At 71.2% G+C, this 13,953-nt stretch carries 16 protein-coding genes; 7 read left to right on the forward strand and 9 right to left on the reverse strand.

Annotated features, from left to right (window positions below; genetic code table 11):
* The first annotated feature begins 233 nt into the window (after positions 1–233).
* Entirely contained in the window at positions 234–1,475 is a 1,242-nt protein-coding gene (serB, locus tag AB0J12_RS30005; RefSeq protein WP_363267676.1) for a phosphoserine phosphatase SerB, read from the forward strand.
* 96 nt (positions 1,476–1,571) lie between these two features.
* Here serB and AB0J12_RS30010 read toward each other — a convergent pair whose 3' ends face one another.
* From AB0J12_RS30010 to AB0J12_RS30025, 4 genes are all read right to left on the reverse strand, one after another.
* Positions 1,572–2,090 carry a histidine phosphatase family protein gene (locus tag AB0J12_RS30010; protein ID WP_363267677.1) on the reverse strand — a complete coding sequence of 173 codons (519 nt, stop codon included), beginning with the start codon at positions 2,088–2,090 and terminating at the stop codon, positions 1,572–1,574.
* Between the two features lie 69 nt (positions 2,091–2,159).
* On the reverse strand, positions 2,160–2,366 hold the full coding sequence (locus tag AB0J12_RS30015) for a hypothetical protein (RefSeq protein ID WP_363267796.1): 207 nt from the start codon (positions 2,364–2,366) through the stop codon (positions 2,160–2,162).
* A gap of 188 nt (positions 2,367–2,554) precedes the next feature.
* Entirely contained in the window at positions 2,555–2,671 is a 117-nt protein-coding gene (locus tag AB0J12_RS30020; RefSeq protein WP_363267678.1) for an SGM_5486 family transporter-associated protein, read from the reverse strand.
* Positions 2,672–2,731: 60 nt separating this feature from the next.
* Positions 2,732–4,099 carry a CynX/NimT family MFS transporter gene (locus tag AB0J12_RS30025; RefSeq protein WP_363267679.1) on the reverse strand — a complete coding sequence of 456 codons (1,368 nt, stop codon included), beginning with the start codon at positions 4,097–4,099 and terminating at the stop codon, positions 2,732–2,734.
* Between the two features lie 70 nt (positions 4,100–4,169).
* Between AB0J12_RS30025 and AB0J12_RS30030 the strand changes: the two genes are divergently transcribed.
* The gene (locus tag AB0J12_RS30030) at positions 4,170–4,859 is read left to right on the forward strand and encodes a FadR/GntR family transcriptional regulator (RefSeq protein ID WP_363267680.1); all 690 of its coding nucleotides are present in this window, start codon (positions 4,170–4,172) and stop codon (positions 4,857–4,859) included.
* A 27-nt stretch (positions 4,860–4,886) separates the two neighbouring features.
* On the opposite strand, the gene AB0J12_RS30035 is transcribed toward AB0J12_RS30030, so the two are convergent.
* The 3 genes from AB0J12_RS30035 to fabG all read right to left on the reverse strand — a co-directional run bounded on the left by AB0J12_RS30035 (position 4,887) and on the right by fabG (position 6,870).
* On the reverse strand, positions 4,887–5,228 hold the full coding sequence (locus tag AB0J12_RS30035) for a hypothetical protein (protein ID WP_363267681.1): 342 nt from the start codon (positions 5,226–5,228) through the stop codon (positions 4,887–4,889).
* 149 nt (positions 5,229–5,377) lie between these two features.
* A complete protein-coding gene (gene fabI / locus AB0J12_RS30040; RefSeq protein ID WP_363267682.1) occupies positions 5,378–6,145 on the reverse strand; it encodes an enoyl-ACP reductase FabI in 768 nt (255 codons plus the stop codon).
* 5 nt (positions 6,146–6,150) lie between these two features.
* A complete protein-coding gene (fabG, locus tag AB0J12_RS30045; protein ID WP_363267684.1) occupies positions 6,151–6,870 on the reverse strand; it encodes a 3-oxoacyl-[acyl-carrier-protein] reductase in 720 nt (239 codons plus the stop codon).
* Between the two features lie 254 nt (positions 6,871–7,124).
* Here fabG and AB0J12_RS30050 point away from each other — a divergent pair, with 254 nt between their 5' ends.
* The 3 genes from AB0J12_RS30050 (at position 7,125) to tyrS (ending at position 11,401) form a co-directional block, all read left to right on the forward strand.
* Positions 7,125–8,648, forward strand: a complete 1,524-nt coding sequence (locus AB0J12_RS30050) for a TldD/PmbA family protein (RefSeq protein ID WP_363267685.1) — start codon at positions 7,125–7,127, stop codon at positions 8,646–8,648.
* A complete protein-coding gene (locus AB0J12_RS30055) occupies positions 8,645–10,039 on the forward strand; it encodes a metallopeptidase TldD-related protein (RefSeq protein ID WP_363267686.1) in 1,395 nt (464 codons plus the stop codon). Before AB0J12_RS30050 ends, AB0J12_RS30055 begins: the two co-directional genes overlap by 4 nt.
* A 93-nt stretch (positions 10,040–10,132) precedes the next feature.
* Complete coding sequence (tyrS, locus tag AB0J12_RS30060) at positions 10,133–11,401, forward strand: tyrosine--tRNA ligase (RefSeq protein WP_363267687.1); 1,269 nt, start codon at positions 10,133–10,135, stop codon at positions 11,399–11,401.
* Positions 11,402–11,450: 49 nt separating this feature from the next.
* Here the strand turns inward: tyrS and AB0J12_RS30065 are convergent, their stop codons facing one another.
* Positions 11,451–11,735: a GlsB/YeaQ/YmgE family stress response membrane protein gene (locus tag AB0J12_RS30065; protein WP_363267688.1), complete on the reverse strand. Its 285-nt coding sequence runs from the start codon at positions 11,733–11,735 to the stop codon at positions 11,451–11,453.
* A gap of 213 nt (positions 11,736–11,948) precedes the next feature.
* On the opposite strand from AB0J12_RS30065, the gene AB0J12_RS30070 reads away from it, so the two are divergent.
* Both AB0J12_RS30070 and AB0J12_RS30075 read left to right on the forward strand, forming a co-directional pair.
* Positions 11,949–12,350 carry a DUF3099 domain-containing protein gene (locus AB0J12_RS30070; protein ID WP_363267689.1) on the forward strand — a complete coding sequence of 134 codons (402 nt, stop codon included), beginning with the start codon at positions 11,949–11,951 and terminating at the stop codon, positions 12,348–12,350.
* A 212-nt stretch (positions 12,351–12,562) separates the two neighbouring features.
* Positions 12,563–12,781: a hypothetical protein gene (locus tag AB0J12_RS30075; RefSeq protein WP_363267690.1), complete on the forward strand. Its 219-nt coding sequence runs from the start codon at positions 12,563–12,565 to the stop codon at positions 12,779–12,781.
* A gap of 25 nt (positions 12,782–12,806) precedes the next feature.
* Here AB0J12_RS30075 and moaA read toward each other — a convergent pair whose 3' ends face one another.
* Positions 12,807–13,796 (reverse strand): GTP 3',8-cyclase MoaA, encoded by a 990-nt coding sequence (moaA, locus tag AB0J12_RS30080; protein ID WP_363267691.1) that lies wholly within the window; start codon positions 13,794–13,796, stop codon positions 12,807–12,809.
* Positions 13,797–13,953: the final 157 nt, after the last annotated feature.

Genomic DNA, 13,953 nt, shown 5'->3' on the forward strand with positions numbered 1-13,953 from the left:
GGCCTCGCTGAGCCGCGGCGTCGGCGGTGCGGGAACGAACGTCACCGGTGGATGCGCCGACCGCACACGCTCCCTGCGCGCCCTTCCGCGCCCCAGCAGCGCAGGTCTCGGTCGGCCCACGCCGGACCCCTCCCCTTCAGCCCGGCGTCACCCGAGTGTCGTCGAGTGTTCCGTGTCCGCCAGGCGGACCTGGAGGGCGCGCGGCACTCGGTGCCGGATACGGTGGGAGCACCATGAGCGCTTCGCAGACCTCGACCCCCGGGACTCCCGAGACCCCCGAGTCCTCGGACGTCCCCACCCTCCTCGTCAAGATCTTCGGCAAGGACCGGCCGGGCATCACGGCGGGACTCTTCGACACCCTCGCCGCCTACTCCGTCGACGTGGTCGACATCGAGCAGGTCGTCACCCGTGGCCGGATCGTGCTGTGCGCGCTCGTGACCCAGCCCTCGCAGAACCTGGAGGGCGATCTGCGGGCGACCGTGCACAGCTGGGCCGAGTCGATGAAGATGCAGGCCGAGATCATCTCCGGCCACGGCGACAACCGTCCGCGCGGGCTCGGCCGCTCCCTGGTCACCGTGCTGGGCCACCCGCTCACCGCCGAGGCCACCGCCGCCATCGCCGCGAAGATCACCAAGGCGGGCGGCAACATCGACCGTATCTTCCGCCTGGCCAAGTACCCGGTGACCGCAGTGGAGTTCGCGGTGTCCGGCGTGGCGACCGAACCGCTGCGGACCGCCCTGGTGACGGATGCGGCGGCACTCGGTGTCGATGTCGCGGTCGTCGCCGCGGGCCTGCACCGCAGGGCGCAGCGGCTCGTGGTGATGGACGTCGACTCCACGCTGATCCAGGACGAGGTGATCGAGCTCTTCGCCGCCCACGCCGGATGCGAGGACAAGGTCGCCGAGGTGACCGCGGCCGCGATGCGCGGGGAACTGGACTTCGAGCAGTCGCTGCACGCGCGCGTGGCCCTGCTGGAGGGGCTGGACGCGTCCGTGGTGGACAAGGTGCGCAGCGAGGTACGGCTGACGCCGGGCGCGCGCACGCTGATCCGCACGCTGAAACGACTCGGCTACCAGGTCGGCGTGGTCTCCGGCGGTTTCACCCAGGTGACCGACGACCTCAAGGAGCGGCTGGGTCTGGACTTCGCGCAGGCCAACACGCTGGAGATCGTCGACGGCAAGCTGACCGGCCGGGTCACCGGCGAGATCGTCGACCGCGCGGGCAAGGCGCGGCTGCTGCGCCGGTTCGCCGCGGAGGCGGGCGTACCGCTGTCGCAGACGGTGGCGATCGGTGACGGCGCAAACGACCTGGACATGCTGAACGCGGCAGGTCTCGGGGTCGCCTTCAACGCCAAGCCGGTGGTGCGGGAGGCCGCGCACACCGCGGTGAACGTGCCGTTCCTGGACACGGTGCTGTATCTGCTGGGGATCACCCGCGAAGAGGTCGAGGCGGCGGACACCGTCTCCGGGGAGTAGCACGACGGACACGTCAGGGGCCCGGCACCGCGAAGGTGCCGGGCCCCTGTGCGTCGGGGTCCGCGCGGGAGGCCGAGGGTCCGCGCAGGGGTGGGTTCAGTCGGCGGGCGCCCAGTAGTCGGCCAGGGTGGCCACGCCCGGCTCCAGGGACTTCCAGGGGGCGTCGAAGGTGAGGGCGGCGAAGGCGGCGGCCGGGAAGCCGCGTCGGCTCATGCTCGCGCGGGCGTCGTCCTCGGCCGCGCCGGCCAGGACCTCGGCGAGGCCCTGGATGCCCGGGTTGTGGCCAATGAGCAGCAGGTTGCGCACCTCGTCCGGGGTCTCGTTGAGCAGGGCGATCAGTTCGCCCGGGGAGGCCTCGTAGATCCGCTCCTCATAGACCGTTTTCGGCCGGTGCGGGAACTCGTGCGCGGCGAGCTTCCAGGTCTCGCGGGTGCGGGTCGAGGTGGAGCACAGGGTCAGGTCGAAGGGGATGCCGGTGTCGGCCAGCCTGCGTCCGGCTTCGACGGCGTCCTTGCGGCCTCGTTCGGCGAGCGGCCGCTCGTGGTCGGGCACCGGTGGCCAGTCGGCTTTCGCATGCCGGAAGAGGACGATCCTGCGGGGTTCTGCGACGCTCATGCGTCCCAGCTTCGCACGAAAGAGGCCATGGGGCGCAGGGAGTTGGCAGGCCTTCCCACCATGGGAGTCCTAGCGCGCGACGAGCGCCTGGAGGTGCTGGAGCAGCTGGGTGATCGCCGGCTCGCCGGCGGCCGCCTGCGCGTCCGTGGGATTCAGTATCAGCACGAACAGGGTGACGAAGGCGAGGGCGGGCAGGGCGAGGCCCCACCAGGGCAGCCGGGTCTGGACGCCGCCCGTGGTCGACGAGTGGGGCGGGGTGTGCGAACGGGCCGACATGGGTGCCTCCGCGATCGTCGAGCGTGCCGTGAACGTGGTGGTGGTCCGCCGGTCTGCGGCCACGTCTCGACGCTACGGAATCCGCGGGCTCCGGCCCATCCGGTGATCCACCCACTTGACCCTGACCCTCACCCCCTAGGGGATGGTGGGGGTAGCCCCACCATCGGCCGGTGAGGGCCGGGGGAGGTTCACGGGGAGGCGATCGTCGCGATGATGGCGATGATCACGAAGATGGCGAGGAACGAGCCGAAGACGATGAGCATCTTCTTCTGGCCGTTCTGGGGGTTCGGCTCGAGCACGGGCATGCCGCCAGTCTCGCATCCCTGCCCGAAACGCCCGGCTCCGGGGTCGGCCCAGGGGCACCCTCAGCGGGCGGACCCGGCCTCGTCCTCCACCGTGCGGTCGCGCCCGGCGAGGTAGCCCACCGCCATCTGCGGCACCATCAGGGCGGCCATCAGGGCGATCGGCAGGCCCCAGCCGCCGCTGCTCTGGTACAGCACGCCGACCAGCAGCGGACCGGGGATCGAGATCAGGTAGCCGGTGCTCTGGGCGAACGCCGACAGCTGGGCCACACCGGCTCCGGTCTTCGCGCGCATACCGACCATGGTCAGGGCGAGTGGGAAGGAGCAGTTGGAGATGCCGAGCAGCACGGCCCAGGCCCAGGCGCCGGCCGCCGGAGCGAAGTACAGCCCGGCATAACCGGCGAGGCCGCAGACACCGAGGGCGAGCACGATCGAGCCCTGGTGGGGCAGCCGGGTCGCCAGCCGCGGGATGACGAAGGCGAGCGGCACGCCCATCACCATGGTGACGGCGAGGAGCAGGCCCGCGGTGCCCGCCGAGACCCCCGAGTCACGGAAGATCTGCGCCATCCAGCCCATCGTGATGTAGGCGGCGGTGGCCTGGAGGCCGAAGAAGACGGCGAGCGCCCAGGCGGTGCGGCTGCGGGTGATGCGCAGCGCGGGCGCGGGCTCCCCGGCGGGCGCCTGCCGTGATGCGCCGGGCACACTCGGCCGCGATGCGCCGGGCTCGCTCCCCCGCGACGCGGTGGTCGCGCCCTGCCGCGGCGCGGTGGGCTCGGCGGTGCCGCGGTCGCGCAGCACGGGGAGCCAGGGGACCACGGCCGCGACGGCGAGGAAGGCCCACACGGTGAGGCCGGACTGCCAGCTGCCGCCCAGGGCGCGGGTCATCGGCACGGTCGCGGCGGCCGCGATCGAGGTGCCGAAGGCGAGGAACATCGAGTACAGGCCGGTCATGGAACCCACCCGGTCGGGGAACCAGCGCTTGACGATGACCGGCATGAGCACATTGCTGACGGCGATGCCCATCAGGGCGAGCGCGCTGGCCGCGAGGAAGCCGGCCGTGCTCCCGGTGTACGGGCGTATGACCAGGCCGGCGGCGATGGCGGCCATGCCCGCGCACACGACGGCGACGGGGCCGAAGCGGCGGGCGAGCCGGGGGGCCGTCACACCGAAGACGGCGAAGCACAGCGGGGGCACCGAGGTGAGCAGGCCCGCCACGCTGCCGCTCATCCCGAGCCCGTCGCGGACCTCCTCCAGGAGGGCGCCGAAGCTGGTGATGGCCGGGCGGAGGTTGAGCGCGGACAGCATGATGCCGAGCACGACCAGGCGCGTCGCCCACGCGCGCGGGGCGGCACCGCCGGTCTTCCCGCTTGCCGCTGGCTGGGTCGGGGTCGTCCTCGTCCGGGTTTCCTCACTAACCATGCCACCCATCATAGAATCATGGGATGATTGGTTGTCCATTCCCGGGCGGTCGGCCCCGGCCGCGCGCGTGCGAAGGTGTCCCATGCCCCTGAGCCATCCCCGCCGCTCGGTACTGTCCGAGCAGGTCATCGCCGAGCTGCGCGACCAGATCACCTCCGGCGAGTGGCCGGTCGGTTCGCGCATCCCGACCGAACCCGAGCTGGTCGAGCAGCTCGGGGTGGCGCGCAACACCGTCCGCGAGGCCGTGCGCGCCCTCGCGCACAACGGCCTGCTGGACATCCGCCAGGGCTCCGGCACGTATGTGGTCGCGACCAGTGAGCTGGCCGGCGTGATGCACCGCCGGTTCGCCGGGGCCGATCCGCAGCATGTCGCCGAGCTGCGCTCCACGCTGGAGTCGAGCGCGGCCCGGCTGGCGGCGCACCGGCGCACGGAGAAGGACCTCAAGCAGTTGGACGCCCTGCTGCTGCGGCGCGAGGAGGCGTGGGAGTCGGGGGACGCGGAGGCGTTCGTGACGGCGGACGCCACGTTTCACCTCGCGGTGGTCTCGGCGTCCCACAACGACGTGCTGAAGGCGCTCTACGCCGACCTGGGCGAGGTCCTGCGGGACTGGCTGCGCGAGGACGTCGGCGGGCAGCTGACCCCGGAGACGCACATGGACCACCGGCGGCTTCTCGACGCACTGCGCGCGGGCGACGCCGAGGCGGCCGCCGAGGAGGCCGCGAGCTACCCCTTCCTGTGCCGCCCGGGCCGGTTCACCCCGTCCGGCGGCTGACGGACCCGCACGTACCCGTGGTGCCGTTCACGCCTTGTCGTGGCTGATCCACACCGCCTCGACCTCCTTCCAGCAGCGCCCGTCCAGCCGTACGGTCGTGGCCGGTCCGACCTCGGCCGGGGCGCTGTCGGTGTCGAGGTCCCACCATCGGGCGCACTCGATGTGCAGAGCGACGCGATCGGTGTCCACATAGGGGTTGTGGCACCAGGCGACGACCTCGGAGCCGTGCACGGTCGTGCGGCACTCGGCGCCGAAGGGCTGCTCGGCGGCCGGGCGCGCCGCACGCGCGTGGGGCAGCGCGTCGTACGGCAGGCAGAGGACGACAGCGGCGGCGACGGTCACTGGGGCGAGGCTGCGGAACAGACGCACAGGCAGACCTCCTCGGCCGTACGGCTGCGGGGCGGTGCCCTTCCAGCGTGCGTGGTGAGCGCGGCTGTCCGCCCGGCCGGTGAGCCGAACGGGTGACACGGAAAGGGCCCGCACCCAAGGGGTGCGGGCCCTTCGCAGGTGGACCGTGATCAGGCGCCGATGGCGTGCAGACCGCCGTCCACGTGGATGATCTCGCCGGTGGTCTTCGGGAACCAGTCGCTGAGCAGGGCGACGATGCCGCGCCCGGCCGGCTCGGGGTCCTTCAGGTCCCACTCCAGCGGGGAGCGGGTGTCCCACACGGCGGCCAGATCGCTGAAGCCGGGGATGGACTTGGCGGCCATGGAGCCGAGCGGGCCCGCGGAGATGAGGTTGCAGCGGATGTTCTGCTTGCCCAGGTCGCGGGCGATGTAGCGGCTGGTGGCCTCCAGGGCGGCCTTGGCCGGGCCCATCCAGTCGTACTGCGGCCAGGCGTACTGGGCGTCGAAGGTGAGGCCGACGACCGAACCGCCGTTCTGCATCAGCGGCAGGCAGGCCATGGTCAGCGACTTCAGGGAGTACGCCGAGACGTGCATCGCCGTGGCGACGGACTCGAACGGGGTGTTCAGGAAGTTGCCGCCGAGCGCGTCCTGCGGCGCGAAGCCGATGGAGTGCACGACGCCGTCCAGGCCCCCGAGCTCCTCGCCGACCAGGTCCGCCAGCCGGCCGAGGTGCTCGTCGTTGGTGACGTCCAGCTCGATGACCTTGGTGGGCCTCGGCAGCTTCCTGGCGATGCGCTCGGTCAGCGTGGGCCGCGGGAACGCGGTCAGGATGATTTCGGCGCCCTGCTCCTGGGCCAGCTTGGCGGCGTGGAAGGCGATGGAGGACTCCATCAGCACACCGCTGATCAGGACGCGCTTGCCCTCGAGAATTCCGCTCATGGTGATCAGTGACCCATTCCCAGTCCGCCGTCAACGGGAATGACGGCTCCAGTGATGTACGAGGCGTCGTCCGAGGCGAGGAACCGCACCGTCGCGGCGATCTCCTCCGGCTGCGCGTACCGGCCGAGCGGCACCTGCGACACGATGTTCTGGCGCTGCTCGTCGGTGAGCGCCTTGGTCATGTCGGTGTCGACGAAGCCGGGCGCGACGACGTTGAAGGTGATGTTGCGCGAGCCCAGCTCACGGGCGAGGGAGCGCGCGAAGCCGACGAGGGCGGCCTTGGACGCGGCGTAGTTGGCCTGCCCCGCGGAGCCGAGCATTCCGACGACCGAGGAGATCAGGACGACCCGGCCCTTCTTGGCGCGCAGCATGCCGCGGTTGGCGCGCTTGACGACCCGGAAGGTGCCGGTGAGGTTGGTGTCGATGACCGAGGTGAAGTCCTCCTCGGACATACGCATCAGGAGCTGGTCCTTGGTGACGCCGGCGTTGGCGATGAGCACCTCGACCGGACCGTGCTCGGCCTCGATCTCCTTGTAGGCCTGCTCCACCTGCTCGGGGTCGGTGATGTCGCACTTGACCGCGAGGCAGCCCAGTTCGGTCAGGGCGGCCGGCGGCTCCCCCGAGCGGTACGTGATGGCGACCTTGTCGCCGGCGTCGGCGAACGCGCGGGCGATGGCGAGGCCGATGCCCCGGTTGCCTCCGGTGACGAGAACCGAGCGGCTCAACGGATCACCCTTTCGATTGCGGTCGGACACCCGCCCGAACAGCTGGAATGCAGGCGGCTTCCCGGAAAACCTATCGGTCCGCCGGGGCGCGCGGACATTAGGGCACCGACAGCGGCATACGGAACTGACTGTGGGGTCCCTACAGAAAGCGACGCACGTCAGCCGCAAACCTGTGGTCCGCGCCCCGGCGGGCGCGACATGATCGGGGCAGCCACAGGTCACGATGACAGGTCACGACGACAGGAGAGACCTCGGTGCCTCATACGATCGACGAAGCCTTCACGGCACTCCCCCTGCGCGCCCTCGCCGACGCCGCGCTCGCACGCGCCCGTGCGCTCGGGGCCGAGCACGCCGACTTCCGGCTGGAGCGGGTGCGCAGCGCCTCCTGGCGCCTGCGGGACGCCAGGCCGGCCGGGTCGTCGGACACCACCGACCTCGGGTACGCGGTGCGAGTCGTGCACGGCGGGACCTGGGGGTTCGCCTCGGGCGTGGACCTGACGATGGGCGCCGCCGCCAAGGTCGCCTCCCAGGCCGTGGCCATGGCGAAGCTGTCCGCGCAGGTCATCAAGGCCGCGGGGTCGGATGAGCGAGTGGAACTGGCCGACGAGCCCGTGCACGCCGACCGGACGTGGATCTCGGCCTATGAGATCGATCCCTTCGCCGTGCCGGACGAGGAGAAGGCGGGCCTGCTGACCGAGTGGAGCCGGCGGCTGCTGAACGCGGACGGGGTCGACCACGTCGACGCCTCGCTGCTCACCGTCCACGAGAACAAGTTCTACGCCGACACCGCGGGCACCGTGACCACCCAGCAGCGCGTGCGGCTGCACCCCGTGCTCACGGCCGTGTCGGTGGACGACTCCAGCGGCGAGTTCGAGTCGATGCGCACCCTCGCGCCGCCCGCCGGGCGCGGCTGGGAGTATCTGACCGGCACCGGCTGGGACTGGGACCGGGAGCTCGCCGAGATCCCCGAGCTGCTCGCGGAGAAGATGCGCGCGCCGAGCGTCGAACCGGGGCTGTACGACCTGGTCGTCGACCCGTCCAACCTGTGGCTGACCATCCACGAGTCCATCGGCCACGCCACCGAGCTGGACCGCGCCCTCGGCTACGAGGCCGCCTACGCCGGCACGTCCTTCGCCACGTTCGACCAGCTGGGCAAGTTGCGGTACGGCTCGGAGCTGATGAACGTCACCGGTGACCGCACCGCCGAGCACGGGCTCGCCACGATCGGCTACGACGACGAGGGCGTGGCGGCGCAGTCCTGGGACCTGGTGAAGGACGGGACGCTGGTGGGCTACCAGCTGGACCGGCGGATCGCGAAGCTCACCGGCTTCGAGCGGTCCAACGGGTGCGCCTACGCCGACTCCCCCGCGCATGTCCCGGTGCAGCGCATGGCCAATGTGTCACTCCAGCCGGACCCGGCGGGGATGTCCACGGAGGGTCTCATCGGGTCCGTGGACCGCGGGATCTACGTCGTCGGGGACCGGTCCTGGTCGATCGACATGCAGCGGTACAACTTCCAGTTCACCGGCCAGCGGTTCTTCAGGATCGAGAACGGCCGGATCACCGGGCAGCTGCGGGACGTCGCCTACCAGGCCACGACCACCGACTTCTGGGGCTCCATGGCGGCCGTCGGCGGCCCGCAGACGTACGTCCTCGGCGGTGCCTTCAACTGCGGCAAGGCCCAGCCGGGGCAGGTCGCCGCGGTCTCGCACGGCTGCCCGTCGGCCCTGTTCAAGGGCGTCAACATCCTCAACACCACGCAGGAGGCCGGTCGATGAGCGCCGCGACGAACAAGCCGCACGAGATCGTCGAGCGGGCCCTGCAGCTGTCGCGGGCCGACGGCTGTGTGGTGATCGCCGACGAACAGTCCACCGCCAACCTGCGCTGGGCCGGGAACGCGCTCACCACCAACGGCGTCACGCGCGGGCGCACGCTCACCGTGATCGCGACCGTGGACGGCAAGGAAGGCACGGCGTCGGGTGTGGTCTCCCGGTCAGCGGTGACCGCCGACGAGCTGGAGCCGCTGGTGCGAGCGGCCGAGGCCGCCGCGCGGGGCGCCGGGCCCGCCGAGGACGCGCAGCCGCTGGTCACCGGTGTGCCGGAGTCCGCCGACTTCGCCGAGCCGCCCGCCGAGACCTCGTCGGCCGTCTTCGGGGACTTCGCTCCGGCGCTGGGTGAGGCGTTCGCACGCGCGCGTGCGGGCGGACGGGAGCTGTACGGCTTCGCCAACCACGAGCTGGTCTCCTCGTACCTGGGCACCTCGACGGGGCTGCGGCTGCGGCACGACCAGCCCACCGGGACGCTGGACCTGAACGCCAAGTCGCCCGACCGCACCCGCTCCGCCTGGGCCGGCCGCGCCACGCGGGACTTCAAGGACGTCGACCCGGCGGCGCTGGACGCCGAGCTGGCCGTACGCCTGGGGTGGGCCGAGCGGCGTGTGGAGCTGCCCGCCGGGCGGTACGAGACGCTGCTGCCCCCGACCGCCGTGGCGGATCTGCTGATCTACCAGCGGTGGTCGGCGTCGGCGCGGGACGCGGCCGAGGGCCGGACGGTGTTCTCCACGCCGGGCGGCGGCACGCGCGTGGGCGAGAGGCTCACCGATCTGCCGCTGACCCTGCGCAGCGACCCGCACGCGCCCGGCCTGGAGTCGGCGCCGTTCGTGATCGCGCACTCCTCGGGCGGGGACCAGTCGGTCTTCGACAACGGTCTGCCGGTCCAGGACACCGAGTGGATCAGCCGGGGTCAGCTGCGGCACCTGACCACCAGCCGGTACAGCGCCGGCCTGACCGGGCTGCCGGTCGCACCGGGCGCGGACAACCTGATCCTCGAGGGTGGCGAGGACCGCTCCCTGGACGAGATGGTCGCGAGCACCGAGCGCGGGCTGCTGCTGACCTGCCTGTGGTACATCCGCGAGGTGGACCCGGCGACGCTGCTGCTCACCGGTCTGACCCGGGACGGCGTCTACCTGGTGGAGAACGGCGAGGTGACCGGCGAGGTGAACAACTTCCGGTTCAACGAGTCGCCGGTGGGCCTGCTCGGGCGGGCCACGGAGGCCGGGCGCACGGAAAAGACGCTGCCGCGGGAGTGGAGCGACTGGTTCACTAGGGCTGCGATGCCTGCCCTGCGCGTGCCGGACTTCAACATGAGCTCGGTCAGCCAGGGCGTCTGAGGTGTCGGTGGCCCCCCATAGACTGGGGGAACCCCCTCCTTGGGGGACTGGTTTTTTTCTTCGTTTTTCCTTCGTTCGAGGAGACATACGACCGTGACGGACATCGTCGACGAGCTGAAGTGGCGGGGGCTGTTCGCCCTGTCCACTGACGAGGACGCATTGCGCAAGGCTCTCGCGGACGGTCCCGTCACGTTCTATTGCGGCTTCGACCCGACCGCGCCGTCGCTGCACGTGGGGCACCTGGTGCAGGTGCTCACCGTGCGCCGGCTCCAGCAGGCCGGCCACCGGCCGCTGGCGCTGGTCGGCGGTGCGACGGGCCTGATCGGTGACCCGCGCCCGACCGCCGAGCGCACGCTGAACGACCCGGAGACGGTCGCCGGCTGGGTGGACAAGCTGCGCCGCCAGATCGAGCCGTTCCTGTCCTTCGAGGGCGAGAACGCCGCGGTCATGGTGAACAACCTGGACTGGACCGCGGGCCTGTCCGCGATCGAGTTCCTGCGGGACATCGGCAAGCACTTCCGCGTCAACAAGATGCTGACGAAGGACTCCGTGGCCCGCCGCCTGGAGTCCGACCAGGGCATCAGCTACACCGAGTTCAGCTACCAGATCCTGCAGGGCATGGACTTCCTGCAGCTCTACCGGCGCTACGGCTGCACGCTCCAGCAGGGCGGCAGCGACCAGTGGGGCAACCTCACGGCCGGCCTGGACCTGATCCACCGGCTGGAGCCGGACGCCACGGCGCACGCGCTGGCGACGCCGCTGATGACCAAGGCGGACGGCACCAAGTTCGGCAAGACCGAGGGCGGCGCCGTCTGGCTGGACCCGGAGATGACGACGCCGTACGCGTTCTACCAGTTCTGGCTGAACGTGGACGACCGCGACATCAATCGCTACCTGCGCATCCTGTCCTTCAAGTCCCGCGAGGAGCTCGAGGAGCTGGAGAAGCAGACGCAGGAGCGTCCGCAGGCGCGTGCGGCGCAGCGTGCGCTGGCGGAGGAGCTGACGACGCTGGTGCACGGCGCCGATCAGACGGCCGCCGTGATCGCCGCGTCCAAGGCGCTGTTCGGCCAGGGCGAGCTCGCCGACCTCGACGAGCGCACGCTGGCCGCGGCGCTGTCCGAGGTGCCGCACGTGAAGGTCACCGAGCCGGCCTCGGTGGTGGACCTGTTCGCCGAGGTCGGCCTCGTGCCCAGCAAGTCGGCCGGGCGGCGCACGGTGAAGGAGGGCGGTGCCTACGTGAACAACGTGAAGGTCACCGCCGAGGACGCGGTCCCCGCGGCGGAGGACCTGATCCACGGGCGCTGGCTGGTGCTGCGGCGCGGCAAGAAGAACCTGGCGGCCGTCGAGGTCACCGGAGCGTGAGCGCGGTGCCGGGCCCCGCATCCCTCAAGGGGTGCGGGGCCCGGCCCGTTCAGGCCCGCTGACGCTGCTTGCGGTTCCCCCACATGGCCATGTAGGCCATGTCGCCGACGGCCACGATGAGGATCGCGGCGACGAGCTGGAACAGGTGGCGCGTCCAGTCGATGCCCGATGTCGCCTCGACCCCCGCGGCGCGGGCCACGGCGTTGCCGACGATGGCGCCGAGCATGCCGAAGATGGTCGTCAGCCACAGGGGGCTGTGCTGCTTGCCCGGGATGATCGCCTTCGCGATCAGCCCCAGCACGAATCCGACGATGATCGCCCACAACCAGCCCATGGCTGCCTCCTCGTCCCGCTCGACGTGAGCATTACGACGAGTCTCGGGCCGTACGCCGTACGGCGCCTGCCGGGTGCGCCATACGCGCTACGCCGCAGGTCGCGCGCTCCCTCAGGACGGGGGACCCGGTCTCGTGGGCGACGCTGGGGCGGCGTACCGTGGACGGTGTCCGGGATGTCCGGGGGAGTCCGAGCGGGCGGGTGGTGGAATGTGATGCGGAAGCTGCAGCACGACGGCGGCAACACCCAGGTGTTCCGGATCACGGGAGCGCGCACGGGGCTGCAGGATGACGTGCGCGCTCGGCAGCGGCGGTATGTCATCTCCATGACGATCCGCACCTTGTCGGTGATCCTCGCGGTCTCCCTGTGGAACGTGGAGCGTTACGTCGCGATCGCGGCGCTGGTCCTGGGCGCGGTGCTGCCGTACATCGCGGTGGTGGTCGCCAACGCGGGGCGGGAGAACGCACCGGGGCTCCCCTCGACGTTCCTGACGACGCCCGTCCGGACGATGATCGCGCCGCTGCCGGACGAGGATCCGTTCGGCGAGGGCAGCGCGGAACCGGGAGCGGAACGGGCCGGGCGGGCCGTCAAGGAGCCGCCCGAGCCGCAGGTGTGAGGACGGTGCGCGCCGGCTGTGCGCGGCCTGTGCGCGAAGCTCAAGAAAAGCTCAGATCAATCCTGTTGTTCCGCTGCCGTGCGGCCTGTGGGTCGTGACATACTGCGTACGCGCTCCGCATCCCCCGTCGGAGCGACGGACCGACGCCGGGCAGCTCCCCCCGTGGCTGCTCGGCGTCGCCTTTTGTGCGCCTGTTTCTGTGAGACGAACCTGTGAGTGACGAGACCCCGATCTGTTCCGCCAAGGGCTGCCGCGCCGACGCCGTGTGGGTGCTGGCGTGGAACAACCCCAAGATCCACACGCCGGAGCGGCGCAAGACGTGGCTGGCGTGCGAGGAGCACCGGGAGCACCTTGCCCAGTTCCTCGGGGTGCGGGGCTTCCTGAAGGACGTGGTGAGGTTCGACGAGTGGCAGGCCCCCGAGGGCGCCTGAGCCCCGTCCTGGGCTGCCCGGGTGGCTACCCCCCGATCGCCGACATCGGCCGGTCCGGCTGGATGAAGCTCGGGTCGTCCAGGCCCGCTCCCGCCTTCTTGCCCCACATCGCCAGGCGCCAGATGCGGGCTATCTCCTCGTCGGGGGCGCCCGAGCGCAGGGCGGCGCGCAGGTCCGTCTCCTCCGTGGCGAACAGGCAGGTGCGGACCTGGCCGTCGGCCGTGAGACGGGTGCGGTCGCAGGCGGCGCAGAAGGGGCGGGTGACGGAGGCGATGACGCCCACCACATGCGGGCCGCCATCGACGAGCCAGCGCTCGGCCGGGGCCGAGCCGCGCTTCTCCTGGCCTTCGGCGGTCAGCTCGAACCGAGTGCGCAGCGAGGTCAGGATGTCCCCGGCGGTGATCATGCCGTCGCGCTTCCAGCCGTGCTGGGCGTCGAGCGGCATCTGCTCGATGAACCGCAGCTCGTAGTCGTGCTCGACGGCCCAGGCGAGGAGGTCGGGGGCCTCGTCGCCGTTCAGGCCCGGCATCAGCACCGTGTTGACCTTGACGGGGGTCAGGCCGGCGTCGCGGGCGGCGTCGAGGCCTTCGAGGACGTCCTTGTGGCGGTCGCGGCGGGTGAGGGCCTTGAAGACGTCGGGGCGCAGGGTGTCGAGGGAGACGTTGACCCGGTCCAGGCCGGCCGCCTTCAGGGCGGCGGCGGTGCGCTTGAGGCCGATGCCGTTGGTGGTCAGGGACATCTGCGGGCGCGGGGAGAGTGCGGCGACTCGCTCGACGATGCCGACCAGGCCCGGGCGCAGCAGGGGCTCACCGCCGGTGAAGCGGACCTCGGTGATACCGAGGGAGGTGACCGCGATGTCGATCAGGCGGACGATCTCGTCGTCGGTGAGCAGGTCGGGCTTGGCCAGCCACTGCAGACCCTCTTCGGGCATGCAGTAGGTGCACCGCAGGTTGCAGCGGTCGGTCAGCGAGACCCTCAGGTCGGTGGCCACCCGGCCGTAAGTGTCGATGAGCACGTGGGCCCCCTCCCTCGTCACGGAGCAGTCGTACCTGTCACTGGTCCTCAGCTCAACAGCTGTCGTCACGTGTGAGCCTACGCGACAGCACTGACAGCGACACCAGCCCGATCCCACGACGTAAGACGCGGCCGTGTCGTAGGTACCTACCAGTCAC

Source organism: Streptomyces sp. NPDC049915 (assembly GCF_040656475.1).
Lineage (GTDB): Bacteria > Actinomycetota > Actinomycetes > Streptomycetales > Streptomycetaceae > Streptomyces.

Excerpts from the sequence above, each read along its gene's own strand:
- serB (WP_363267676.1), top strand. The coding sequence starts at position 234 with ATGAGCGCTTCGCAGACCTCGACCCCCGGGACTCCCGAGACCCCCGAG.
- AB0J12_RS30010 (WP_363267677.1), bottom strand. The coding sequence starts at position 2,090 with ATGAGCGTCGCAGAACCCCGCAGGATCGTCCTCTTCCGGCATGCGAAA.
- AB0J12_RS30015 (WP_363267796.1), bottom strand. The coding sequence starts at position 2,366 with ATGTCGGCCCGTTCGCACACCCCGCCCCACTCGTCGACCACGGGCGGC.
- AB0J12_RS30020 (WP_363267678.1), bottom strand. The coding sequence starts at position 2,671 with ATGCCCGTGCTCGAGCCGAACCCCCAGAACGGCCAGAAGAAGATGCTC.
- AB0J12_RS30025 (WP_363267679.1), bottom strand. The coding sequence starts at position 4,099 with ATGATGGGTGGCATGGTTAGTGAGGAAACCCGGACGAGGACGACCCCG.
- AB0J12_RS30030 (WP_363267680.1), top strand. The coding sequence starts at position 4,170 with ATGCCCCTGAGCCATCCCCGCCGCTCGGTACTGTCCGAGCAGGTCATC.
- fabI (WP_363267682.1), bottom strand. The coding sequence starts at position 6,145 with ATGAGCGGAATTCTCGAGGGCAAGCGCGTCCTGATCAGCGGTGTGCTG.
- AB0J12_RS30055 (WP_363267686.1), top strand. The coding sequence starts at position 8,645 with ATGAGCGCCGCGACGAACAAGCCGCACGAGATCGTCGAGCGGGCCCTG.
- AB0J12_RS30065 (WP_363267688.1), bottom strand. The coding sequence starts at position 11,735 with ATGGGCTGGTTGTGGGCGATCATCGTCGGATTCGTGCTGGGGCTGATC.
- AB0J12_RS30070 (WP_363267689.1), top strand. The coding sequence starts at position 11,949 with ATGCGGAAGCTGCAGCACGACGGCGGCAACACCCAGGTGTTCCGGATC.